The organism is Grimontia sp. THUN1695, from assembly GCF_059704325.2.
Genome location: NZ_AP046576.1, coordinates 272,717 through 295,908, shown reverse-complemented (window position 1 = coordinate 295,908; position 23,192 = coordinate 272,717). Strand labels below are relative to the sequence as shown.

Sequence of the window (23,192 nt, the reverse complement as noted above, 5' to 3'; positions counted from 1 at the left end):
AAGTTATCAAATTAATTGTTATTTCAATGCGTTGAGAAAATTCCGGTGTACTTGAACACCGATTCCGGAAATGAGCACAAAACTGTACTAAATAAATCCGGAATCAGAGTTCAAATGATTCCAGAATAGGTGTTCAAGTGTTTCCGGAATTACTGTTCAGATCCGGCCGGAATACGCAAGGCGCTTGTACCAAAGAGCAAAGCCCGTTTTATCCCAATACAACACTTTGATTTTGTCGCGCTGTTTATTGGTAAACAAAAACAATGCACCGCTTCCTAAGGGTAAGTCGGTGTCACTTTCGATCATCGCAGCAAGACCGTTGATGGACTTTCTAAAATCGACGCTTTCACGATACAAGTAAATCTCTGGAGCACTGAGCATGCGTTTCATGATAACTCACCGATAAGCTCTGCGAGATAGGTCGCTGGCGTGCCTTGTGGGATGCTCAGTTCAACACGGTTTACAAGTAGTGTCATGTTGGCAACGACAACGTGAGTGGCTTGATACTTTGTGGTCTTTTCAACGACTTCTGCTTTAACAAAGCCAACCGTGTTCGGTTTTTCGATGTGCTTTAACTGTTGGCGCTTAGCGTAAAAAGTGGAGAGGCTCAGTCCGTTACGTTCACAGAATAATCGTTGTGATAGTTGGCTGGATTCATAGTGTTCGAACAGGGTTCGCCATTCCTGGTTAGTGCGTCGTTTGGCCATTTCAAATCTCCTTTGGGTTGGAGGTTTGATCTTATTATTCGGGCTAGACGATTAGAATGCGGGGTTTATGATGCGCTTACGTTGTATATGATAGATGATGGAGGTTTATTTGATCAAAGTGAAGATAAGTTATAGTGCATTAATGTGTGCTTAAAAAGAACAATCCTTATATTGTTCCTTTGCGGGATGTGATTGACAGCTTTTTCAATCACCAAAGTCATGTACATCAAGTTGAAATATGTCGACCGGATCGACCCATTCAACAAAGCCACATATCGTGCAAGTACACTCGGCATGGTCTTGATAATCGCCATCAAGAGGGGGGGATGTTAATGCCCTAACTGCGGGATCATGGTGGGCTTGCTCCCGTACTTCATGCTCAGTGTCTGTTTTACAGTTATTGCAGTACCAAAGATGCAAACCCATATTATCTCCTTTCTAAAGCCTTTGCTCTATCACAATGAGTGTAAATTTATATCTCATATGAATCGCGACTTATGATCGAGACAAGAATGAATTATTCAGCAATCGTACTCCACATAATTTTTCCACATCAGATCTGTACGGTGATTAATGACGTTTATTAGTGCAATGGCCTTTTATCTGCGCACGCGGGCATGGAACACTACCATAGGCGCAAAAAACACAGCACATCCCTTCTTGGGCAACAAGCACTTCCCCGCAATTTTCGCATTCATAGTGATGCAGGGGCACGTCTACAGGCATCAATTCAGATTTTTTGTGTCCACATCGCGGGCATGTCATGTCGGACTTCAACCTCACTTTCATTAGCAATTCATCCCCTTCTACTATTTTTAGTATCAATAAGCGTGGGCTACACTGACTACACTTTCCAGCCACATTTCGCTTTTGCTCCATTTCACATGTAAATAAGTGACACATCTGGTCAATCTCTGTTTCCCCTTTTCTTCGTTAGCCTTCCAAAAACTGGAAACTTTCCTGAAAATAAGGAACAGTTCTCCTCCATAAAAGCCTCTTTTTCTTGCAGGAATAGTCATCGATACTACATATCATCTTTATGCATTCATCCTGTATCCCAACGAGGTTTACATGACGTTATTCCCGAATAATTTTCTATGGGGCGGTGCAATCGCTGCCAACCAGGTAGAAGGCGCTTTTGATGTCGAAGGAAAAGGGCTGTCGACATCAGATATGCTCCCTTCAGGTATTCTAAGCCCTCACCAGACGCGAGAAGGACGCACACCGGGCATCAAGGATGTGGCGATTGATTTCTATCACCGATACCCAGAGGATATCGCTCTGTTCAACGAAATGGGGTTCAACTGTCTTCGCCTTTCGATTGCATGGACCCGTATTTTTCCCAATGGCGATGAGGAGACGCCAAACGAGGCTGGCCTTGCCTACTACGACCGCATTTTCGATGAATTGGCCAAGTATGACATCCAACCGTTTGTGACACTCTCCCATTATGAAATGCCATATGCACTGGTAGAAAACTATGGCGGTTGGGCTAACCGAAAGCTTATCGGTTTCTTTGAACGCTATGTCAGCACGGTATTTGAGCGTTACAAAGATAAAGTGAAACTTTGGTTAACGTTCAATGAGATTAATATGTCTCTCCATGCGCCTTTCACCGGCGTAGGCTTGCCGGAGGATGCCAGTGAGCAGGCTATCTATCAGGCGATTCACCACCAGTTGGTGGCAAATGCCAAAGCCGTAACGCTGTGCCACCGGATTATCCCTGATGCCCAAATTGGCAACATGTTGCTGGGCGCGCTCAACTACCCACTCACCTGCAACCCTGATGATGTGATTGCCGCCATGCACGAGAACAACAAATGGTTGTTCTTTGGCGATGTTCAAACACGCGGAAAATATCCCGGGTATATGCTGCGTTACTTCCGTGAAAACGGTATTCATATCGCAATGGAAGATGGAGACCTTGAAACAATAGCCCAGGCTTCGGTCGATTTTATTTCCTTCAGCTATTATGCCAGTGGTTGTGCCAGCGCCGATCCAAAGCAGAAAGAGGTCGGAAACATTGTCGCCAGCGTGCCAAATCCTTACTTGGAGAAGAGCCAATGGGGATGGTTGATTGACCCCAAAGGCCTGCGCATTCTGCTGAACTTTTTATATGATCGTTACCAAAAACCACTTTTCATTGTTGAAAATGGATTAGGGGCACGCGATGAACCTGACGAAAATGGCGAGATCCAGGACGACTACCGTATTGCGTATCTGAATGATCACCTTGTTCAGGCGCGTGAAGCAATCAAAGATGGCGTCGAATTAATGGGCTTTACCTCTTGGGGGCCTATCGATCTGGTGGCGAACTCTACCGCAGAAATGCGTAAGCGTTATGGCTTCATCTATGTCGACCGCCATGATGATTTCAGCGGCACACTGGCACGGAAACGCAAAAAAAGCTTCTTCTGGTATCAGGATGTGATCAGGACACAGGGTGCGTCCTTGAAAGTAAAATAATTCCCAGCTCCAGAAACGGGAAAGCCCTGCACCGCAGGGCTTTCCATCTTTACCAGATGACATCAATCACCCGACTTGCAGGTTGCCATAAAGGGTTTGGTACACGCCCTCCTCCTTCACGAGCTCATTATGGTTGCCGCACTGCGCGACTTTTCCGTCTTCCAGCACATAAATCAGATCAGCCTGTTTCACTGCGGACAAACGGTGCGCCACGATCAATGTAGTGCGGCCCTGTAGGAAGTTATTCAGTGCGTCATGCAGCGCGGCTTCTGTTGCAGTATCCAGCGCTGAGGTCGCCTCATCCAAAATCACCAGTTTCGGGTTGGTCAGCACCATCCGGGCAATTGCCAGACGCTGTCGCTGACCACCAGAAAGCTTAAGCCCCTGACGGCCCAGCTGTGACTCCAGACCATTATCCAGCTTTTCAACCACATCACTCAGCTGGGCAATCTCCAATGATTGCCAAAGCTGCTGGTCTGAAAAATCGGTACGGCCCAGCGTCAGGTTTTCGCGCAGGGTGTCATTAAAGATCATCGGTTGCTGCAACACCACGGCCGTATGCTGGCGTAGAGTTTCGTAGCCAATCTCTTCAACCGGTTTGCCGTCAACCAACACGTCACCGCCGGATTTCCGGTAAAGGCCGAGCAAAAGTTGTATCAGCGTGGATTTCCCACCACCGGATGCTCCAACCAGTGCAACACGCTTGCCTTGTGGAATGGTGAGGGATAGCCCGTTCAGCACAGTTTTCTCGCTGTCGTAACTGAACGTCAGGTCACGGCACTCCACGCCGAAGGTATCCAAATCAGCCAATGGATCTTTCCCTGCATTCTTGCGTGGCTCTTCCTCCAATGCCAGCAATCCATTCAGGCGCTTCATCGCGGCGGAGGCGCTGAACCAGGCATATTGAATACCTAACAGCTCCTGAATCGGGCTCAACATAAACCACAGATAGCCAAACACCGCAAAAATCTGGCCGATAGTCAGGTCACTGAACAGCACCATCAACATGGCGGCAGCGCGGAAAAGTTCAAAGCCAATCAAGAACATCAGAAAGGAGATGCGCCCTGCTGCTTCTGATTGCCAGGCATATTTATCGGCGTCATGGCGGATGGCATCGGCATCTTTTTTCAACGTCTCTAAGTATGCGCGCTCACGGTTAGCGGCACGCAATTGGTAGATACCGTCCAGCGTTTCCACCAAACGTTGCTGAAAGCGCTCGAAAGATTGGTTCTCGGCTTTTTTAAGGTGCTTGACCCGCTGGCCCATTTTACGGGAAAGGTAAATGACCACAGGGTTAACCAGCAGGATAAACAACCCCAGTGCCCAATCCAACCAAAGCAGGATAGCAGCCGTGCCGATAACAGTGAGCACACCGACCACAAAGCGGCTCAGGCTGTTACCCAGAAAGCTGTCAATGGTTTCAATGTCTGTCACCAGGTGAGAGCTTATGCCTCCGCTGCCGCGTTCTTCATACTCTTTCATGCTGATGCGGCCCAGTTTATCAAGCAACTGTTGGCGGATGTGACAGGTTATCGACTTGGATACCAAGGTAAATTGACGGCTTTGCCAGATGTTGAGAGCCTGGCTGAGTATCCGCATCACAATAACCAGCAGCAGTACCATCACGATGTAACTAGCCGGTTGATGCAATGATTCAGGCAAGATGTAATTGAAGAAAGCGACGCCACCAGCGGGCTTGTTCAACAACACCTCATCAACCATTAGGGGCATAAACAGAGGAATGGGCACGCTGATCAAGGTCGCGCAAATCGCAATAAGGTTGGCGGCAATCAGGCGTTTTTTTTGTTTCTTTGCCTGTTCAATCAACCAGCGCGTTGAAAGGGTTGTTAGTGTCGTGTTACTCACTATCTCTCCAGAAGAGTTTGTCATACTTATTTTTATGCATAACCTGAGCATAACGCAGGCCAGAACGGAAAACACCCCGGAAATCCCCGGGGTGTTTGCGGTAAGACACGGTGGGAATTAGAACACGTATTCCGCTTCTATCCCCCAATTACGTCCAGGCTGGGTGCGACGATCAAGCCCAGACTCATCTTTGTCCACGCCTGCCAGATCAGCATAATCCCAATACTTCTTGTCGAAGACGTTAAACAGGCCCGCTCGTAGGGTCAGGTCTTTCATTGGACGGTAATATGCTGTCAAATCCGTGACAGTGTAACCTGGCGCACTCACGTTATTGACATTATTGGCGTTACTCCAGTCATCCCCCGATTTACCCGCGACAGCGCGCATCGACACCTTACCACCGTAAGTATCTTCCGAATCCACATAGCCGAGTGCGAGCGTTGCCGTTAGCGGGGCAACCGTATCAATCGCTTCGCCATTGGTTTTGTTTTCACCCTTGGCATATGCAAGGCTGAGATCAGAATAGATGCCCGTTGGTGCACCCAGCATACGATCCAATGCCAAATGCGCTTTCAGTTCAGCACCGTAGATTTCAGCACGGCCAATATTGTCCGTTGTCCACACTTCTTTTCCATCAGGCCCGTTTGCATCCACTAAACGGCTCTCAATGAAATTTTTATAATCATTATAGAAAACAGCAATATCAATACGGCCAAACTCTTGCCTGAACCGCATACCGGTTTCATAGGAAATGCTTTCTTCTGCTTTCAGGTTCGGGTTAGGAATGAACGTCGCCCCTGTGTCATAGAAGTAGTAAAGATCTTGAAGCGTTGGCGCTTTAAATCCTTGACTGACTTGAGCAAAGGTACTGAACGCATCATTCCAGTGATAAACCGCTCCTAAACGCCCAGTCAACGCATCATTTTTGCCATCAGCATAGGTGCTGTTACCTTTTGGAACCGCACTGAAGTTGTCGTATCGCAGACCCGCATTCAATACCAGTGTTTCATTCATCAAGAACATTTGGTCTTGAATAAATACTCCCCATTTGCGGGATTCTGCATTGGGTACTTCCGGGGTTGCATCGGTCACCATCCCGGTATCCCGATTGATGTTGTTATAGTCCAGGTTGAATTCATTGCTGACATAACTGGCACCATAAACCACGTCGTGATAGGTGCTATCCAACGCAACGACTTTATTGAATTGGACATCGGCTTGCCACGATTCGTCTTCACCGATTCTCTGACGGTTTCGGTTTTCAACACTTGTCCCTGTTGGCGTGGTTTTCGTCAGGGTGTCAGTGTTGTCGTGTTTGGATTCCGATTTCAGGTAAGCAACCCGCCATTCGAGTAAATCAAACGCTGGGTTATTCGCCTGCCACTGATGTTCAATGCTGTAGCGTTGGCGTGAATCATCATCGTACCCGCGGGTGTTGGAATACACATAGCGGTATGGACCAAATGCAATGACATCACCTTCATCAGACAAACGGATAACGTCCTGATCACGATGGTAAGACTCTACGGAAACACCGACACGGTGCGCGTCATTCAGTTGATAAAAGGCCTTTGCCAGAATGTTATCAGATTGGAAGTCAACCGGATCAGCCTCACCACGATCTGGTCCGGCAATATCAGAGCCTCCGTAAGTTTGGGTTTCATGCCCGTCACGATGGGTGAAAATCAGCAGCGTTTCCAAATCGCCAGTGCGGTTTGCCAACGTTGCTGTAGCTTTGTAGCTCTCATCCGCACTGTAGTAACCGCCTTTCACACTGGCGTAGGTATCATTGCCCTCATCCAGCAAATCAGCCGGATTTTTGGTGCGAAGGATCACCGCACCGGCCAATGCATCACTGCCATAAAGACTGGAAACCGGTCCTTTATTGATTTCTATACGTTGAAGTGTGTCGGTTTCTAACGTGTTATTGTACTTGCGCATAACATCCGCACCTGGATTATATGTTCCAGGCAGTTCAACACCATCAATAATGGTCTTTACATAGTTTTCATCACGACCGCGAATGTTAAATCCTGTCAGACCAAACCGCCCGTTACCGGCCATATTCACACCCGGTTCTGACTCAACAGCGGACTTCATGTTCTGGGACAGATCTTTCTCCAGCGCTTCACTGCTGACCACGTCCACCGATGCCGCCACATCACTGATGTTTTGCTCACTCCGTGTTGCAGAGACTACCACTTCGTCGAAAGTGTAGACATCCTGTGCTGCCGCACTGCCGGTACACAGTAATCCGACCCAAAGTGCCAGTTTATTTTTCCTGATAGTCATAATTTCCACTCTTTTTAAATGCCTGAGAATTTCCATTCAGTTTTCATCAGGCAAAAGAAACCCACTCACACTGGTTTCCGTGCGATTTTTATCGTTATAAGAAATGGCAGACCCTCAGATAGAGGGGCTGCAAATAAGATTACGCATTCTCTTTCATTTGCTTCACGTGACCTTCATTCAAATGGATCACGGAAAGCATGTCTTCACCCGACACATCAAACGCCTGGCCAAAACCTTTCACATAGCGGCCAATTACTGGGTTCAGGCGATAAAGGCGGAAGTCACCGAGCTGGCTGAGGTTGTCAATCATCTCGCCCAAGCGCTCACGCATCACGTGAATCGCGGTATTCCAGTGCTCAGAATCACGCTCAATCAGCTCTGCATTGGTATCAAAAGACAGACGGCGACGCGCAAAAATCGAGCGGGCTTCGCTTTCATCTTCGATCATCATGATAGACACGGCTTTACAAGTCTTGAGGTTCTGTCCATGAGTGGCTAAGTCAGACACCAAAATGTAGTAACCCCGCTCAGAGAAGGCAAAAGGCGCATAGCTGGTATGTGGTCTGCCTTCTTTATCAACAGTGCCAAGCTGAAGCGTTTTACGTGAATCGCGAAATTCTTGGATTTCAGGACCCAGACGGTTTTGTATACGTTCTGCTTTGTCACTCATTTTGCCAACTCCTGCTTCATGGCATTAAACCGTTCAACTTGTTCTGGGAATAACTGACGCTTTTTATCGCGACCCAGATAGATTTTGAAAACACAATGTCCGCTCGCATCATAAAAACCGATATAGTGGCTTTCGGTGCCACGGAAAGGTTTGCTGACAAAAACAATATCTGACACCAGATCGAGACGAAGATGACCATGTAACTGCCCTTCCCGGCCCATCAGGTTGTAGTACCCATGCGCCACCTTGCCTTTTGGAAAAGCCGCCTTGAACTCAAACACCGACCCACCTGAATGGACAATCGTGGTCACTCTACCCCAGGATGGTATGGTTTCCAGAATGGTTTGAGCCAACGCGCCCTCTACACGGGTTACCATACTTTCCGGAAGCGCCAAGGTGATCTCACCTTCGGTGAGACCAAGTTCAGACACCATATTGGACACAGGCGTATGCACGTCTTTGGCTAAATAATCAGCGACACGCTGTTTGGTTTCTTCCGTCACGATGATCGCTTGTTGCATCGTATTGCTACTCCTAAGCGGCGACTGTTGCCGCTTGTTGTTTCGATAAAACGTCAATCAGGTTCTGAGCGAGCGTGACCGCCCAGAATTGCCCCGCCAGGGTCAATGCTAAATAGCTTCGGTTATTTCCGTTCTTTTCAAGATAGACCAGCCCATTCCCTTGCCAGGCCTCAAACAAAGGGGAAAGTGCGTCGAATGTTCCTGTGCCAGCAACCGCATCCAGTTTGTATTGGGACAGTACACCCGCATCAAAACCTGATTTCACTTCTGCGATAACAGCCCGGTTAGGTGATGTCATCGTTAACATGGTGACAGGGTAACGATTATCTTTAATCGCTGAGATATACGTCTCCATATCACGGGTCTGCATCATTTGGCAGCCATTCACATTGCCACCCGCCCCCGCGCCAAGCGGCATGATTTCTGCGGTGGTTTTCGCCAGGGAGTTATAAATGCTGCGTTCACGGTTATCTGACGACCAATGGTTAACGCTAAGACGCTTCTGGTGATGCGTTGCCATAAAGTTCACCCCCATCTCAAACATGCTGGCTTTCATTTGGGTGTCAGCAGGGAGCGGCAATTTACCCGCTTCAACCAACTTGGCCATGGGCAAGCCTTGCATTTCGATCAGTTGATAAAGGTCAACACCGTGTGCACCGGATTCCAAGTAATCATTCAAATCCTGCTGCCAGATTTCCAGGGTTTGATGTGGCAATCCATAGAGCAAATCCAGCACAATGGGGGCTGCGTTATAGCGTGAAAGCTGCTGAATTTTTTCCAGCACTACGTCACGGTCATCAAGGCGCTTTGCACTGCGGCGAACCAGAGTATTGAAACTTTGCACGCCAAACGAAAAGCGGTTCACACCCCCTTCCAATGCGGCTTCGAATTTATCTACCCCGAAGCGGTTTACCCGGCCTTCCAGAGTGATTTCACAATCCGGCGTCAGGGGAAACAGACTGCGTATATCCGACACAATCAGCCGGATTTGCTCGCCACTGAGGTCAGTTGGCGTTCCTCCGCCAATGTAGACTGCTTGAAAAGGTGCAGACTGACTCCAGGTTTGCGCCGCTTTCCAGCGTATTTCTGCCCGCAGTGCCTCAACATACCCTTCAATCAGGGAATTGCTGGATGCGTACTGGAAGAAATTGCAGTACGTACACCGCACCCGGCAAAACGGAATATGAATGTACAGACAACGCGGTGAATACGCTGACAACGCGGGGGTTGCGTGTGCTTTTTCAAGCGTGCTTTGAATATCTTCAGCGTTAACAGGCCGCATCATGCCACCAGCATGTGCACTCTTTTTACGTTGAAAGGCAAAACGAAGTGGATCAGGCGTGTTTAGCCCGACCAGTTCCGGATTGTGGAGATCAATATTCATCTCAATGAGCAACCTTTACGACTAACAGCGTCAAACTGCGCGCTGTTTCCTTGTGAATTCAATCATATTCAGATTAGAAAATAATGCAACTGATAATTGATCTCATTCGTATTTCATGCATAATGCAGTTAATCGCTTATCAAATGACGTTCTTCAGGAGTATGTGTGAACGCTCAACGGTACGTAGTTTGTGGTGTCGTTTCAGTTGCACTGCACAGTCTGGCGATATTTGCCCAGCCACCTTCACCCCAGTTCACGTTGCATGATGCCAACACAGGAAACCGCGTGGCTATAAAGCTTGTTGCAACCGCAAAACCGGTACCCAAGGAGCCAGCCCCCTCTCCTGTCGATGAACCGCCTCACACGCAAGTATCTGAACCCGTAGAGAGAGTAGAGAGAGTAGAGAGAGTAGAGAGAAAGGCACCAGAACCTCCGGCAGCACCTAAGCCTTCAGAGATCAGTGAACTGACAAAAAAGAAAAAAACAGAGTTGCCAAGAAAAAACGAGCCTAAACCCGAAACGAAAACGGAGAAAAAGCCCGTTGAAACGGTGAAGAAACAGGAACCCAAGAAGGAAAAAAAACAGCCTGACAGAAAAAAAATGAAAGATAAGTCCAATGAAAAACTGAAAGAGACCGTCAAGAAAGTGAGCTCTGAAACACAAGCAAACCAGGCAGCTGCCTCTTCCCCGGTATTGGTCGATAAGGCGACATTTAAAGTTCGTCCTTCCCAACCAAACTACCCAAGAATGGCAAAGCGTAAAGGTATGGAAGGCACGGTACTGCTTGAGGTGTGGCTTGATGAAAATGGCGACCAGACCAACCTGTCGCTGTTGAAAAGCTCAGGCTTTGATTTGCTTGACGATGCTGCGATTGAAGCAGTGAAAAAGTGGCAGTTTAACGGCCACAAAGAAAATGGTGTCGCCTTGGCGCACAGAGTCAGAATTCCTGTTCGTTTTAATCTGGATTAATCATGTTCGACTTACACTTTATCTCTTCTATTCATGCGCAGCTTGGCATCATGACCTGGCCGTTGACTCTGCTTTCTGCATTGATGTTGATGCTGATTGTCGAGCGCATTGTTTTTGCCATCCTGAACACCAAAACGGGCAGCAAACCACTGCAAAAAGAGATCTATTCATTATCACTGACTAACGACAAGCAACTCGAGGCGTATGTTAAGCGCCACCAGAAAGACAAAAGTACCCTTTCTCAGGGGATCTGCATGTTGATCAATCATCGCCACTTTACCAAATCGTTACGTGAGGAAGCAGTCAGCATCTGGCTACAGAAAAAACGCCGCCAATTCACTGCAGGCCTAAAGATGTTGAATATTATTGGTGTCCTAAGCCCGCTCATTGGTCTTCTTGGCACTGTCATGGGCTTGATTGAGATGTTCAAAGGCCTGTCTGTCACACAGGGCGGTATTTCCCCGGCGGAACTGGCTGATGGCTTGGGCCTTGCCATGTCAACCACCGCAGCAGGCTTACTTATTGCGCTGCCAGCCATTGCCTCATCACAGGTATTCAGTCTTTGGGCGGATCGTACGCTGGCGAAAATAGAATACGTACTGAATCACTTTAACCTTCATTTGGCAGGTGTATCGTTTGATGAAAACGGTGAATGTCCAAAACATTGTAAGCCTGTTTGCCCAATTACCCCTTCGGAGCCTACTGCATGATTCGCTCACAACCCGAAAGTGAATCACTGTCATTCACGCCCGATCTCACGCCCCTGCTCGACATCATTTTTATTGTCATGGTGTTCTTGCTGCTGACCGCCAATATCCAAATCAAAACCATGGATATCGCCATCCCCCAGACGGAAGATACGGATGTGCTGGCATCACCCGACCGTGATGTTATTGCCATTAACGTATTGCGTGGCGAGCCTTCATGGGCATTACAGGGGGAACCCATCCCCGATTGGACCTCATTCACCACACAACTGTTGGAAGCCATTGCACAAGCGCCTGATAAACCAGTGGTGATTGCCGCGGACAAACAAGCCAATGTGGAAAGCATGCTGAAAGTCCTCGCCTTTATGCAAAACAACAATATCAATGCCACCAATATTGTGATGGAAGAACAATGAAAATAAACACTAAACTTGGCGCTGCTGCGCTACTCATCTCCGGTTTGTTTGCTTCTTGCGCGTTTGCTGATGGTGCGCGGATTATCAGTGCGGGCTCAACAGTCACGGAGCTGTTGTTTGCCCTTGGCGCTGACAAAGATGTCGTGGCGGTTGACCTGACCAGTCGCCATTATCTCGACGGACGGGATATTCCTGTGCTGGGTTATCACCGTCAGCTTTCCGCAGAAGGCTTGTTGGCACTGAGTCCCACCCACTTGATTGGTTCGCCTGAGATGGGGCCAGAAAGCACATTGAACCTGTTGGAATCGGCAAAAGTAGACGTGCAAAAACTGCCGACAGGCACGTCCATTGAAGACTTTAATCAACGGGTAGATCTCGTAGCATCGATCACCGGTACCATCGATAAAGGTGCAGAAATCAAATCGAATGTTGCAGAAAAGATCAGTCACCTAACGGCTTCTGCCCCAGAAAGGAAACCAACCGTCCTGTTCATGATGCTCTCTGATGGCCGCCCCTTGACCGTCGCAGGCAACGAAACGACGGTTAACACAGTGATCGAGTTGGCTGGCGGCATCAATCCCGCCGCAAAAGAGACATCCAGCTATAAACCGCTGTCAACAGAATCGATTGTAGAGATGCAGCCCGAATACATTCTGGTGTCAGAGCGTACCCTGTCGCAGGTTGGCGGTATTGAAGGCATGGTTAAGCAGCAACCTTTACTGACAGCCACCCCGGCGTTTAAAAACAACAACGTCATTCCCATTTCTGGCTATGCCATTTTGGGCGGGTTCGGCTTAGCGAGCCTGGAGCTGGCAACGGAACTAAATCAACGCTTTGTGGCCAGTGAGCAGCCATAACCATGAATGATTTGTTAACTCGCCGCGTGCCTGTGCGGTGGATGATGGTCGTTTCTTCGGTCTTGCTGTATATCACCGTCGTAAGCTCAATTACGCTGGGACCGATGAACATTGGCTTTTTCGACAGCTTGAAAGCACTGCTCCCTCTCCCGTCAGATCTTCCTGACTATATGTCGGTGATCATCCAGGAGGTTCGTTTGCCACGCACCCTGCTGGCTATTGCTGTGGGTGGTATTCTTGCAATGTGCGGTACCGTGATGCAGGGCTTGTTCAGAAATCCCCTGGCTGATCCCGGCATTATTGGTGTTTCAGCCGGTGCATCACTTGGCGCCGCGATTGCAATTGTTTTGTTTGGCGGCGTTATTACACATACCGCGTTTCTGGTGTTTGGAACCGTGCCTGTTTTCGCCTTTCTGGGCGGTGCACTTACCACTTTTGCCATTTATTACATGGGAACCAGCAGCAATGGGACATCTGTGACGATTATGTTGTTGGCAGGCGTCGCCCTTGGCGCGATTGCGGGTGCAGGCATGGGGCTGCTGAACTACTTTGCCAACGATCAAGAGCTTCGCGATCTCTCGTTATGGACCATGGGTTCTTTAGCAGGTGCGTCGTGGGATGCGATCCTTCTGGCGTTTGTATCACTGGCCATACTCGGCATACTTTTCCAGCGCTATGCCAAACCGTTGAACGCGTTGTTATTAGGTGAAGCTGAGGCGCGCCATTTAGGCATTAATGTCCAGTCTCTAAAACGAAACCTCATCCTGTTAACAGCGGCTGGTGTGGGTGTGACAGTAGCCCTATCCGGTATGATTGGCTTTATCGGTCTTGTCGTGCCGCATATTGCCCGCATGTTGATTGGACCAGACCATCGCTCTCTCATTCCGGTATCCGCCGTTTTAGGTGGGCTGGTGCTTTTAGCGTCGGACATGATTGCCCGCACTATCGTTGCACCGTTAGAAATCCCTGTCGGTATTATTACGGCAGCACTGGGGGCCCCTTTCTTTCTCGCTCTGCTACTAAAACAAAAAGGTCGTTTGGCATAATGGGTATTGAAATTAAACATGCCTCACTGACGCTAGGCAATAAAACCCTGCTCGATGATGTCAGTACTGCATTCAGGCTGGGTGAGCTGACGATTATCCTTGGTCCAAACGGGACAGGGAAAAGCAGCCTTTTGAAACTGCTCAGCCGGGAGTGGCCCTGTAGCGGTACACTCCGTTTTTACGGCAAGCCGGCGTCTCATTGGACACCCCAGCAACTGGCAGCATCTGTCGGCATTCTGCCCCAATCCAGCAGCCTGACGTTTGCTTTTACCGTTCGTGAGGTGGTTGAACTTGGTGGGCTTGCGTTAACAGCATCCCAAAAGGAAATTGCAGACATTGCTAAAGAAAAAATGGCGCGGACCGATGTATTGCATCTGGCAGACAGGCTATACCCCAGCTTGTCCGGCGGCGAGAAACAACGGGTACACCTTGCGCGGGTATTAACCCAAATCGCCAGATCAGAGCGTGATCCGATTTTGATGTTAGACGAACCCACCAGCGCATTGGATATTGGACACCAACATAAAACCTTAATGCTGGCCAAGCAGATGGCAAGAGAGGGATCTGCGGTGATCGCCGTGATCCACGATTTAAATCTTGCTGCGCAATACGCTGATCGCATCTTAATGCTGAACCGCGGAAAAATTGTGGCAGATGGACAACCAGAATCTGTACTGACACCTGCCATCATCGAAGATGTGTATGGATGGCCAGTGAATGTGATGCCCCATCCTACTGAGCACTACCCGGTTATTCTTGCCTGATTCCAATATCTCCAACAGCCCTCGCATAATTGCCGGGGCTTTTTTCGACAGGTAAACAGCTTTTCTCATCGGCTCGCGTATAATCAATGGCTAACCACAACACGAACGAAAACAAGGATCGCTATATGATTCGTACTGGCATTGTTGGGTTTGGTTTCGCCGCACAAACCTTCCATCTCCCTTTTCTTACTATCCACCCAGATTTTGAGCCTGTTGCGGTTGTTTCTTCAAACCATGATTTGGTGGCAGAGAAACTGCCTTCGGCGACGTATTACTCAAACATTGAAGACATGCTGCGGGATGCAGCGTTAGATCTGGTGATCATCACCACACCAAACCACACTCACTTTACTCTTGCCAAACAAGCACTAGAGGCAGACTGCCATGTCTTACTCGAAAAGCCTTTTGTGGTGAAAAGTGGTCAGGGTATGGCGCTGATAAACCTCGCCAATGCCCGTGGAAAAATTCTCTGCCCTTACCAAAACCGCCGTTGGGACGGCGATTTCCTGACGTTAAAAGCGTTGATTGACTCAGGCGATCTTGGCGACATCAAGGTCCTTGAATCCCGCTTTGACCGCTTCCGTCCTGACGTTCGCCAACGCTGGCGGGAACAACCGGGCGAAGGTGCTGGCATCCTCTATGATTTGGGCTCGCACTTGGTTGATCAAGCTATCCACCTGTTTGGCGATCCACGCTCTGTTTCAGCACAATGTAAATCCATGCGTCATCAATCTCAGGCTGTTGATTATTTCCATATGACACTTCACTACGCAGACAAAGAGGTCATTCTCAGTTCGAGTCCATTCCGTTCTGGTAAGGGGGCAAGATTTGTGGTCCAGGGTAACAAAGCAACCTTCTCTTGTTTTGGGTTGGATATTCAGGAACAGCAACTTCGTGACGGCGTCACGGTTACAAACGCTGAGTTTGGCCGTCAACAGCATGTTGGAAAACTGGAAATAGGTGACAATGTCACAGAAAAAGACATTGCATTGGAACATGGTTGTTACTCGGAGCTTTTTGCCAGCCTAGCGTCTGCGATTCTAAACGGTACACCACCACCTATCGATCCTTATGACGCGGTGAAAGGCGTTTATGCGCTGGAGCTTGCCCAACATGCCTCTGACACCGGTAAAACCGAGCGCTGGGAGTTTTAATCGCCAATCAACGCCGGTCAATCCCGGCGTTATTCCCATCAAACCACATGTCCTCCACCCAGCAACATCTGAAGAATAATCGTTCTTTTTTCTGCCAGACACCGCCCCTGCCTGAACCTAAATGGTTCACCATCCCCGCTTTATCTATAAGCACTCAATAAAAAGTTATAGTGCATGAAAAAGTCCAAAATAATGATATACACAGAGTACCTATGTAAAAAAGCCCGTAAACACGGGCTACATTGAATAACCTTAGGCACTTTTTCGTTCTTACAGCATGCTTTTGCCAACAACATAGACCAACATGCCCACCAGTAACCAAAACACTGAGAGGTTGAACTTACGCAATACTGCAAAACCGATAATGACAGCGACAATATCCGCAACGCCATGAACCGCTGAAACCCAAACCGGTTGATAAAAGGCGGCGATAAGAAGGCCTACTACCGCAGCATTAATCAGCACCACTGAGCCAGCGAATTTGTGATGGTGCATTACTGCCTGCCAGACAGGAATTGCAGCGAATAAAAGCAGTGCTCCCGGCAGGAAAATAGCAATAGTCGCCACTGCACTGCCAAGAACAGGATTCATCCCTTCCATTGACGCACCAATATAACTGGCAATCGTAAACATTGGGCCTGGCACCAGCTGTGCGGCGGCATATCCTTCTACCAGCACATCCCCAGGTACTGTATCACCAATTAATGGCTGCAACAATGGCAGGACAACATGGCCCCCACCAAATACAAAACTCCCCGCTTGATAGAAGTGATGGAACAGGCTCACTACAGGTGCACTGCTTACCGCGGGCAGAACAAGAAATATAGCGAACACACCAAACAAAACCGCTGTCTGTTTAATGCCCTCAGATTTACCCGCCTCTACTAAAGTTTTAGGTTTACGGATAAACAACCAACCCAGCACACCCGCGATAACAATAGGCATCAATTGTGCGATCAAGCCCGTTTGCCAAAGGATCCATGCTGCTGAGATCATACAGACAGAAAATGTGACAGCGTCACTGATAAACTTACGTGCCATTGTCCAGATAGCATCGGCCACTACCACCACTGCCAGCAACTTCGCTGCCGAAATAATCAGTGTCAGAGCAGAGGATTCTCCTAAACTCGTGCTATACATCGCCGCCACAGTCAAAAGTGCAAAAGACGGAAAGGTAAAGCCCAGAAACGCAGCGACTGCTCCCAGATACCCTGCACGATGATAACCAATAAACATGCCTAACTGGCTACTTGCCGGGCCAGGCAAAAACTGGCACAAGCTCAATGCCATTGAAAATGTCTCTTCTTCAATCCATTTTCGCTTTTCAACAAATTCCCGCTGGAAATAACCAATATGGGCGACGGGTCCCCCAAAGCTCATACAGCCAAGGACAAAGAAACGAAGCAAAACCTCTAACATCCGAACGATAACCTCCTTAATGAACCAAGCATCCAGCATCCCATATGCTTTATACCAGTATGGATAAAACGATTCTAAAAGGCGCTTTCTATGAATAAAAACAATTCCTATCAATCCACACTATTCATCATCTCCATTAAATCTACTCAAAACCATAAAATCCCCCCTGAACAACCGATGGGATTTGAATATTGAAGATTTACTACACCCACATGTTAGCACTTACTAACCTCGCTATTAATTGTTTCCTGAAGAAAACAAAGCATACAACTAACTGTTTTTATTGCCTTAATTTAACTCTGCCCCACTGGAGATATTGAAAGAATACTATGTAACTCGCTGACAAACATGGATTCCATATCTGAACTCACACCTGGCTATGTCGCAAAGAGATCAAAGATCCGCTCAGCCTTACTCTGTTATTCCAACCCGAAATATTCGGCACAACCGACATGTTTTTTACTTGCGACAAACAAACACAGAGATAAGAAAGAAAACACCGGGAGTATTGCTACACATTTTCAAATCCGACGATCAAATTAATATGATGTGACAACGTCACTCATTGAATATTGCTTGATTGTGGTACGCTATCCCTCTCGATAACTAACGAAATTGCCATATGTTAGATAACCTGCAACAAATGGTCATTCTGGCGACAGTTGCCCATGAACAGCACTTTACCCGTGCTGCCGAGTATCTTGGGATCTCAAAGTCTCAGGTCAGTAAGCAGATCCGCTTTCTGGAAGCGCGTTTAGGCGTACAACTGGTGCAGCGCAATACCCGGTCAGTCGCACTGACAGAGGCAGGTAAACAATACGCCGCTTTCGGGCGTCAAATTGTTGAAACCATGCAGAATGCTGAAGCGGTGGTGGCTGGTTTTAGAAATGAAGTATCAGGAAGATTACGAGTGGGCATTTCACAATCCTTTGGCAATCCCCAAATCACACAACTGCTCTCCTCTTTTCAAGCGCAATTTCCTGAATTAGAGCTCGAGGTGCATCTTTTCGATCATTGCCCAAATCTGATTGAAAATGGGTTCGATTGTTGGTTGGTCATTCATGAAGTCCCATCGGAAGGAATGGTGACAAGAAAGCTGGGAGATTGTCAGTTTAAGCTGGTTGCTTCACCGTCTTACATTGAAAAAAACGGTACACCCAAGCACCCATCCGATCTTCGCGATCACAATTGCATTACTTATCAAAATGTTCAGCACATTTATGATCAATGGTCATTCCAACGTGATGGTAGTGAACAGTCAGTGACTGTCAGGGGGAGTTATCGCATTAATAACGCCCCAGCGGTTTTGGAGGCAGCAAAATCAGGGGTTGGCATTGCCTATATCGCCACCTACCTTCTTAACGATGAAATAAAAAATGGTGAACTCAATGTGCTGATGAAAGACTGGAAACCGACAATGAAGCTACCTGTTTATGCTGTCTATCCCCGGAGGGAATACCTTGCACCGAAAGTGCGCCATTTCGTGAATTTTCTTTCCGAGAACATTCGGGTAGTTTGAAGCACACCTATAAAGGGCTTACCCCACTCCAAATTCATAGAAAAAGGGATGTGACAATGTCACATCCCTTTTTCTTATTCCAGACTAATGCTTTATTTTAAGCATCCGCTTTTTTAACCGTTGGCATCGCATACATTGCTTTCACGATTTGTGCGATACCTTCCGGTAATGATGACAACTTGCTATCAAACTGCGCACGATCACTATCCGTGATCGAACTGTGTTCTTTACCCGCAGCAATGTAGTTTGCCGGGAACAAATGATAATTCCGGTAAATCTGGCGATCTATTTCTTCGGCCAAGGCATCGGGTGAATCAAATTCGCTACCAATCACATCACCAAACGCAACGTGGATGCGGCGCTTCTGACCAACAATGCCTTGTACGATGCTTTCGATATCTTCAAATTCGCCTTTCTCGTATCCACCTTCCTGCTGTTTACGGAAAAGTTCATTGGCTTTCGCCGCGTCACAAGGATCATTCTCATAAGAAATGGTCACTGGCACAATGCGAAGTGACGCAATGTAGTCCGCAAAATCAATGTTCTGGCGACGGCCTTCCATAAAGAACATCTTCAGGATGGCGGGATCGGTTTTATCGTTACCATCTTTTGCGCGGCCTTCTCTTTGTGCAATCCAGATCGACTGTTTTTCATCGAGTGATGATTTGATGTAAGCAGAGAGTTGCCCCAACGCTTTCATCATCTCACGTGGGCCTTTCGCTGATCGCTTCACGATAAAGCTTTTATTCAGCTTCATCAATTCTGTCGCACAAGGCTTTTTGAGCAAATTGTCTCCAATGGCAATGCGCACTGTGTCAAAGCCACGCTGGTGCAAGCACCAATTTACCATGGCGGGATCCATAGCAATATCACGGTGATTGGAAACAAAAAGATAGCTGTTTGATGGATCGAGTTTATCCAAACCGCTGGTCGTTAAACCGTCCGACGAGTTTTTGAGCATCGACTCCATGTATTTCGCTACATGCAGCTGTACATCACGCACGGTTTTTACTTTATTCCATTTTGAGCGTAGGTACTGCTTCAAAACGGGTTTAAGCAACCACCCGGCAATGCCCGACAACTGAGGAAAACGGTATTTTATAATGGCAGCGATAAATTCTTCATCATTGACCAGGCGCTCAATCGCCCCGGGAACTTCATCATCATTATATGGACGAATATCTAGGAAAGGATCGTTGGTTTGTTGCACGGGACTCTACTTACTCCGATAAAAACCGCGCTATTTTACGCGGTTATGGGATTTCGAACATTGTTTTCATCGTCACAATACAGAGGTTGGAGGTCTTACCTCTTTTTCTCTACAACTTATTGTAACAACGCGGCGCATTTTCATACAACAAGATACGCTTAGCTTGATCTCACCGGAAAAACCGATGACTATGTGCGCCTTGCAACGAGAGAACGTTAACATGAAGCAAGCCATAGAATTTCTGCACCAAACTGCCGACTTCCTGATTGTCGGTCCGCGTAAAAAACAACCCCACTCTTCCTATATCCTCATTCACGAGGGCATGGCACTTATCCGTCTAGGCAAATTAGAGCTACCTGTTTGTCAAAAACAAGGATTCTGGCTGCCCTCGGGGTGCCTTGCTGCTGTAACGGTTTTGCAGGGATCTCTCTTTTCGACGTTTAATTTTTCAATTCGTTCGACAGTTTCACTGCCAAACTGCGTCGGTTATATTGCACCTTCGACATTGGTAGAGGGTATTGTAGAACAGCTGAATACACTCAACAAAAATGGTAACAACACGTGGTTATCAGCCTATGGACGTTTACTGCGTTGCGCCCGGGATTATTTCGCCTTGGTTTCCCCTGACGATAAATATGATGACAGCACGTTGAAACTGGCCGAAACCATCGCACTGTTAGACAACGGTGGCTCACCAGACAACATTGATTGTATAAGCATGTTAGGCTTAGAAACCCAAGAGATTTCAGAGCAATTGAAAGTCAGGGATTGGATAAAAAAAATGAAATCTGGCCAAAACTCAACCCATATTGCCCAACAAGCATCCCTCACTGAAGCATCTTTGATGCAATTGATCGGAAAAATCGCAGGGCCGGTCTAACCTCGAATCATGCTATAGAGTAACCATCTGTATTTACAACAAAAGCTAGCATTGATTTGTCTTATTCCTGGCGAAAATCCTGACACGTCAGCTTTTTCGCCAAAATAGGCGTTGTTAGGTCATCAATCGATTCACCTGCCAACAGCCTATCCCTGATTATTGTACTCCTTACCGATAAAGTCTCAGGACATGCAAGCACGTTCCATCTCTGCAATATCTCTGCCGATTTGTGGAACTTGGAAAAATTTAAAAGATTATCTGGACCAAGTACAAAGGTCAGATCAGAATTGGGATATTGCTGCTGAATATGGTTTAGAAGCGCCCATGTTGTAACCGTGCCTTTACCACTCAAAAATTCTTCTTCGCGATAAAGGGTTAGGTTGGAACAGTTTGCATCTTGAATAAAAATCTCGACCCATTCACAGCGTTTATCGAAATCCACCATTTTCTTCCCCCAGGCGTGGGCGAAGCTTGGCACCAAAAGCACCCGATCAAAATGCCCCAACCTTTTTACGACACTGAGGTGCCCTAAGCTGGGCGGATTGAATGCACTGCCAAATATGGCAATTTGTTGCCGTAATTCCGCTTTACTCATATGTTCTTCTTCATATCCACAATCGTCTTCTATTGATACCTGATCCAATCTGCATCCTTCAATCCCTTTCAGGATGAAGCGGGATTGGATGAACAAGAAACCACCTAATACGTATAATTTTGCCTTATTTTAGTGAGTGTTATCGTTTCCCCGCACCAAAAGAATGAAAAACTATCACAGTGGCCATCTATGTAAGAATGATCATGATTTTGCACGAAGGATGTTGCAAAATGCAGTAAATAACCTGTCATTAAAGTTGTTGGCTTTAAAGAAACCCTGTCATTAGGAATGGAAATGGAACAAGCTATCCGTGCAGAAATGCGAGTACTCCCAACCATCGACCCTGAATTTGAAGTTCAGCGTCGTGTGAATTTCATTAAAAACCGTTTACAAGCATCGGGCTCGAAATCACTGGTCCTCGGGATCAGTGGCGGTGTCGACTCTTCGACCTGTGGCCGACTGGCACAACTGGCGGTTGAACAACTGAATGAAGAAACCGGCTCAACGGATTATCAGTTTATTGCCGTTCGTCTTCCCTACGGTGTACAACAGGATGAAGATGAAGCTCAATTGGCACTAAGCTTTATCCAACCTACCCATTCTGTCAGCGTGAATATCAAAGAGGGGGTTGATGGCCTGCATGCGTCAACCCTTACAGCCCTCGAAGATACCGGTCTGATCCCGAAAGACAACGCAAAACTCGATTTTGTGAAAGGTAACGTGAAAGCCCGTGCCCGTATGATCGCCCAGTATGAAATTGCTGGTATGGTAGGCGGTTTGGTGCTGGGCACTGACCACTCTGCAGAAAATATTACCGGTTTTTATACTAAATTTGGTGACGGCGCGTGTGACCTTGCCCCCCTGTTTGGTCTGAACAAACGTCAGGTTCGCCAACTGGCTGCTTATCTGGGGGCGCCAGAGTTATTGGTGGTAAAAACACCCACAGCAGATCTGGAAGAATTGTCGCCACAAAAAGCCGACGAAGACGCGTTGCAACTAACTTATGATGAAATCGACGATTTCCTTGAAGGCAAGCCTGTAGAGGATCGCGTTAAGGATCGTCTGATCAGTATCTACAATGCGACACAACACAAGCGTCAGCCCATCCCAACGGTTTACGACAATGAATAAATACGTGAAGCGCTCCCCAGAGCGCTTTATATCTTGTCATATCGGGATTTGGTTGCAAAAGTGAATAACGCACCTAAAACCTTGCGAGCTTGTCACCCACTTCGATTAACATATCCAATTCCCACCAAATCATTTCACACAAGCCGTGCCGATAAGCCGCTTTACGGAATTCAGGATGTTCTCGCTGGTATCTGATGAATTTTTCGGGGTGGAATAACCGACAAGCTTTTACATTGGAGAGCCTATCACACGCCTTTACAATCAATGCCAACTTTGCCGCTTCATCTGACTCATCAAGCTCTCGGAAACGCTGGTTTATCTGACGTTTTCTTTCCTCACGATTACCCACCATCGGATCCGTTAGATAGCTGACGGATAAAGCGACCTTTTCACCAAAATCTTGCAGTAACTCATCAACACTGGTGGTGGTATCTTCTAACACATCATGCAACTGCGCCACAACCATCGCATTGATACCGAAAGGTTGGGCTAACCGCTCCACATCATCTAAATGCACATGATAGGGAAATTCGCCATATCGCTGTCCTGCATGTCGGGCGCGGGCAAATGCTTTTGCCAGTAGCAAACGATCGTTCAACGTCGTCCCTTTCCTCTGATT

The 23,192-nt window shown here is 47.5% G+C and carries 24 protein-coding genes; 11 read left to right on the top strand and 13 right to left on the bottom strand.

What is annotated here, in order from left to right; all coding sequences use genetic code 11:
* Positions 1–156 precede the first annotated feature (156 nt).
* From tnpB to AC6IB1_RS01410, 4 genes are all read right to left on the bottom strand, one after another.
* Positions 157–390, bottom strand: a complete 234-nt coding sequence (gene tnpB, locus AC6IB1_RS01425; RefSeq protein ID WP_497566606.1) for an IS66 family insertion sequence element accessory protein TnpB — start codon at positions 388–390, stop codon at positions 157–159.
* Positions 387–707 carry an IS66 family insertion sequence element accessory protein TnpA gene (gene tnpA / locus AC6IB1_RS01420; protein ID WP_497566605.1) on the bottom strand — a complete coding sequence of 107 codons (321 nt, stop codon included), beginning with the start codon at positions 705–707 and terminating at the stop codon, positions 387–389. The genes tnpB and tnpA overlap by 4 nt, the downstream gene beginning before the upstream one ends.
* 204 nt (positions 708–911) lie before the next feature.
* Complete coding sequence (locus AC6IB1_RS01415; RefSeq protein ID WP_497566604.1) at positions 912–1,133, bottom strand: eL42 family ribosomal protein; 222 nt, start codon at positions 1,131–1,133, stop codon at positions 912–914.
* Between the two features lie 144 nt (positions 1,134–1,277).
* The gene (locus AC6IB1_RS01410) at positions 1,278–1,433 is read right to left on the bottom strand and encodes a GDCCVxC domain-containing (seleno)protein (protein ID WP_497566680.1); all 156 of its coding nucleotides are present in this window, start codon (positions 1,431–1,433) and stop codon (positions 1,278–1,280) included.
* A gap of 345 nt (positions 1,434–1,778) precedes the next feature.
* Here AC6IB1_RS01410 and AC6IB1_RS01405 point away from each other — a divergent pair, with 345 nt between their 5' ends.
* A complete protein-coding gene (locus tag AC6IB1_RS01405) occupies positions 1,779–3,173 on the top strand; it encodes a glycoside hydrolase family 1 protein (protein ID WP_497566603.1) in 1,395 nt (464 codons plus the stop codon).
* A 66-nt stretch (positions 3,174–3,239) separates the two neighbouring features.
* Here AC6IB1_RS01405 and AC6IB1_RS01400 read toward each other — a convergent pair whose 3' ends face one another.
* From AC6IB1_RS01400 to hutW, 5 genes are all read right to left on the bottom strand, one after another.
* Positions 3,240–5,039 (bottom strand): ABC transporter ATP-binding protein, encoded by a 1,800-nt coding sequence (locus AC6IB1_RS01400; protein ID WP_497566602.1) that lies wholly within the window; start codon positions 5,037–5,039, stop codon positions 3,240–3,242.
* Positions 5,040–5,156: 117 nt separating this feature from the next.
* Positions 5,157–7,331 carry a TonB-dependent hemoglobin/transferrin/lactoferrin family receptor gene (locus AC6IB1_RS01395; RefSeq protein ID WP_497566601.1) on the bottom strand — a complete coding sequence of 725 codons (2,175 nt, stop codon included), beginning with the start codon at positions 7,329–7,331 and terminating at the stop codon, positions 5,157–5,159.
* Positions 7,332–7,470: 139 nt separating this feature from the next.
* On the bottom strand, positions 7,471–8,001 hold the full coding sequence (gene hutZ, locus AC6IB1_RS01390; protein WP_005502519.1) for a heme utilization protein HutZ: 531 nt from the start codon (positions 7,999–8,001) through the stop codon (positions 7,471–7,473).
* Entirely contained in the window at positions 7,998–8,522 is a 525-nt protein-coding gene (gene hutX / locus AC6IB1_RS01385) for a heme utilization cystosolic carrier protein HutX (protein WP_497566600.1), read from the bottom strand. The genes hutZ and hutX overlap by 4 nt, the downstream gene beginning before the upstream one ends.
* Before the next feature lie 13 nt (positions 8,523–8,535).
* Complete coding sequence (gene hutW, locus AC6IB1_RS01380) at positions 8,536–9,906, bottom strand: heme anaerobic degradation radical SAM methyltransferase ChuW/HutW (RefSeq protein ID WP_497566599.1); 1,371 nt, start codon at positions 9,904–9,906, stop codon at positions 8,536–8,538.
* Positions 9,907–10,071: 165 nt separating this feature from the next.
* Between hutW and AC6IB1_RS01375 the strand changes: the two genes are divergently transcribed.
* The 7 genes from AC6IB1_RS01375 to AC6IB1_RS01345 all read left to right on the top strand — a co-directional run bounded on the left by AC6IB1_RS01375 (position 10,072) and on the right by AC6IB1_RS01345 (position 15,819).
* Positions 10,072–10,875, top strand: a complete 804-nt coding sequence (locus AC6IB1_RS01375; protein WP_497566598.1) for an energy transducer TonB — start codon at positions 10,072–10,074, stop codon at positions 10,873–10,875.
* Between the two features lie 2 nt (positions 10,876–10,877).
* Positions 10,878–11,585, top strand: a complete 708-nt coding sequence (locus AC6IB1_RS01370; RefSeq protein ID WP_497566597.1) for a MotA/TolQ/ExbB proton channel family protein — start codon at positions 10,878–10,880, stop codon at positions 11,583–11,585.
* A complete protein-coding gene (locus AC6IB1_RS01365; RefSeq protein ID WP_497566596.1) occupies positions 11,582–11,998 on the top strand; it encodes an ExbD/TolR family protein in 417 nt (138 codons plus the stop codon). Before AC6IB1_RS01370 ends, AC6IB1_RS01365 begins: the two co-directional genes overlap by 4 nt.
* Positions 11,995–12,855 (top strand): heme/hemin ABC transporter substrate-binding protein, encoded by an 861-nt coding sequence (locus AC6IB1_RS01360; protein WP_497566595.1) that lies wholly within the window; start codon positions 11,995–11,997, stop codon positions 12,853–12,855. The genes AC6IB1_RS01365 and AC6IB1_RS01360 overlap by 4 nt, the downstream gene beginning before the upstream one ends.
* A gap of 2 nt (positions 12,856–12,857) precedes the next feature.
* The gene (locus AC6IB1_RS01355; RefSeq protein ID WP_497566594.1) at positions 12,858–13,901 is read left to right on the top strand and encodes a FecCD family ABC transporter permease; all 1,044 of its coding nucleotides are present in this window, start codon (positions 12,858–12,860) and stop codon (positions 13,899–13,901) included.
* Complete coding sequence (locus AC6IB1_RS01350) at positions 13,901–14,665, top strand: heme ABC transporter ATP-binding protein (protein WP_497566593.1); 765 nt, start codon at positions 13,901–13,903, stop codon at positions 14,663–14,665. The genes AC6IB1_RS01355 and AC6IB1_RS01350 overlap by 1 nt, the downstream gene beginning before the upstream one ends.
* Before the next feature lie 125 nt (positions 14,666–14,790).
* Positions 14,791–15,819 (top strand): Gfo/Idh/MocA family oxidoreductase, encoded by a 1,029-nt coding sequence (locus tag AC6IB1_RS01345; RefSeq protein ID WP_497566592.1) that lies wholly within the window; start codon positions 14,791–14,793, stop codon positions 15,817–15,819.
* Between the two features lie 270 nt (positions 15,820–16,089).
* Here AC6IB1_RS01345 and chrA read toward each other — a convergent pair whose 3' ends face one another.
* Positions 16,090–17,238, bottom strand: coding sequence for a chromate efflux transporter (gene chrA / locus AC6IB1_RS01340; RefSeq protein WP_497566591.1), 1,149 nt, complete (start codon positions 17,236–17,238; stop codon positions 16,090–16,092).
* Between the two features lie 622 nt (positions 17,239–17,860).
* Between chrA and AC6IB1_RS01335 the strand changes: the two genes are divergently transcribed.
* On the top strand, positions 17,861–18,757 hold the full coding sequence (locus AC6IB1_RS01335; RefSeq protein WP_497566590.1) for a LysR family transcriptional regulator: 897 nt from the start codon (positions 17,861–17,863) through the stop codon (positions 18,755–18,757).
* 97 nt (positions 18,758–18,854) lie between these two features.
* Here AC6IB1_RS01335 and AC6IB1_RS01330 read toward each other — a convergent pair whose 3' ends face one another.
* A complete protein-coding gene (locus tag AC6IB1_RS01330; RefSeq protein WP_497566589.1) occupies positions 18,855–19,967 on the bottom strand; it encodes a 1-acyl-sn-glycerol-3-phosphate acyltransferase in 1,113 nt (370 codons plus the stop codon).
* A gap of 163 nt (positions 19,968–20,130) precedes the next feature.
* Here AC6IB1_RS01330 and AC6IB1_RS01325 point away from each other — a divergent pair, with 163 nt between their 5' ends.
* Positions 20,131–20,847: a hypothetical protein gene (locus tag AC6IB1_RS01325; protein WP_497566588.1), complete on the top strand. Its 717-nt coding sequence runs from the start codon at positions 20,131–20,133 to the stop codon at positions 20,845–20,847.
* Between the two features lie 61 nt (positions 20,848–20,908).
* Here AC6IB1_RS01325 and AC6IB1_RS01320 read toward each other — a convergent pair whose 3' ends face one another.
* Positions 20,909–21,442, bottom strand: coding sequence for a nicotinate-nicotinamide nucleotide adenylyltransferase (locus AC6IB1_RS01320; RefSeq protein WP_497566679.1), 534 nt, complete (start codon positions 21,440–21,442; stop codon positions 20,909–20,911).
* Between the two features lie 294 nt (positions 21,443–21,736).
* Here AC6IB1_RS01320 and nadE point away from each other — a divergent pair, with 294 nt between their 5' ends.
* Positions 21,737–22,573: an NAD(+) synthase gene (gene nadE / locus AC6IB1_RS01315; RefSeq protein WP_497566587.1), complete on the top strand. Its 837-nt coding sequence runs from the start codon at positions 21,737–21,739 to the stop codon at positions 22,571–22,573.
* 73 nt (positions 22,574–22,646) lie between these two features.
* Here the strand turns inward: nadE and AC6IB1_RS01310 are convergent, their stop codons facing one another.
* Complete coding sequence (locus AC6IB1_RS01310; protein ID WP_497566586.1) at positions 22,647–23,171, bottom strand: nucleotidyltransferase family protein; 525 nt, start codon at positions 23,169–23,171, stop codon at positions 22,647–22,649.
* Positions 23,172–23,192 lie beyond the last annotated feature (21 nt).

Bases quoted from the DNA above. Each gene is read 5' to 3' on its own strand.
- tnpB (WP_497566606.1), bottom strand. From the start codon at position 390: ATGAAACGCATGCTCAGTGCTCCAGAGATTTACTTGTATCGTGAAAGC.
- tnpA (WP_497566605.1), bottom strand. From the start codon at position 707: ATGGCCAAACGACGCACTAACCAGGAATGGCGAACCCTGTTCGAACAC.
- AC6IB1_RS01415 (WP_497566604.1), bottom strand. From the start codon at position 1,133: ATGGGTTTGCATCTTTGGTACTGCAATAACTGTAAAACAGACACTGAG.
- AC6IB1_RS01410 (WP_497566680.1), bottom strand. From the start codon at position 1,433: ATGCCTGTAGACGTGCCCCTGCATCACTATGAATGCGAAAATTGCGGG.
- AC6IB1_RS01405 (WP_497566603.1), top strand. From the start codon at position 1,779: ATGACGTTATTCCCGAATAATTTTCTATGGGGCGGTGCAATCGCTGCC.
- AC6IB1_RS01395 (WP_497566601.1), bottom strand. From the start codon at position 7,331: ATGACTATCAGGAAAAATAAACTGGCACTTTGGGTCGGATTACTGTGT.
- hutZ (WP_005502519.1), bottom strand. From the start codon at position 8,001: ATGAGTGACAAAGCAGAACGTATACAAAACCGTCTGGGTCCTGAAATC.
- hutX (WP_497566600.1), bottom strand. From the start codon at position 8,522: ATGCAACAAGCGATCATCGTGACGGAAGAAACCAAACAGCGTGTCGCT.
- hutW (WP_497566599.1), bottom strand. From the start codon at position 9,906: ATGAATATTGATCTCCACAATCCGGAACTGGTCGGGCTAAACACGCCT.
- AC6IB1_RS01370 (WP_497566597.1), top strand. From the start codon at position 10,878: ATGTTCGACTTACACTTTATCTCTTCTATTCATGCGCAGCTTGGCATC.
- AC6IB1_RS01365 (WP_497566596.1), top strand. From the start codon at position 11,582: ATGATTCGCTCACAACCCGAAAGTGAATCACTGTCATTCACGCCCGAT.
- AC6IB1_RS01360 (WP_497566595.1), top strand. From the start codon at position 11,995: ATGAAAATAAACACTAAACTTGGCGCTGCTGCGCTACTCATCTCCGGT.
- AC6IB1_RS01355 (WP_497566594.1), top strand. From the start codon at position 12,858: ATGAATGATTTGTTAACTCGCCGCGTGCCTGTGCGGTGGATGATGGTC.
- AC6IB1_RS01350 (WP_497566593.1), top strand. From the start codon at position 13,901: ATGGGTATTGAAATTAAACATGCCTCACTGACGCTAGGCAATAAAACC.
- AC6IB1_RS01345 (WP_497566592.1), top strand. From the start codon at position 14,791: ATGATTCGTACTGGCATTGTTGGGTTTGGTTTCGCCGCACAAACCTTC.
- chrA (WP_497566591.1), bottom strand. From the start codon at position 17,238: ATGTTAGAGGTTTTGCTTCGTTTCTTTGTCCTTGGCTGTATGAGCTTT.
- AC6IB1_RS01335 (WP_497566590.1), top strand. From the start codon at position 17,861: ATGTTAGATAACCTGCAACAAATGGTCATTCTGGCGACAGTTGCCCAT.
- AC6IB1_RS01320 (WP_497566679.1), bottom strand. From the start codon at position 21,442: ATGAGTAAAGCGGAATTACGGCAACAAATTGCCATATTTGGCAGTGCA.
- nadE (WP_497566587.1), top strand. From the start codon at position 21,737: ATGGAACAAGCTATCCGTGCAGAAATGCGAGTACTCCCAACCATCGAC.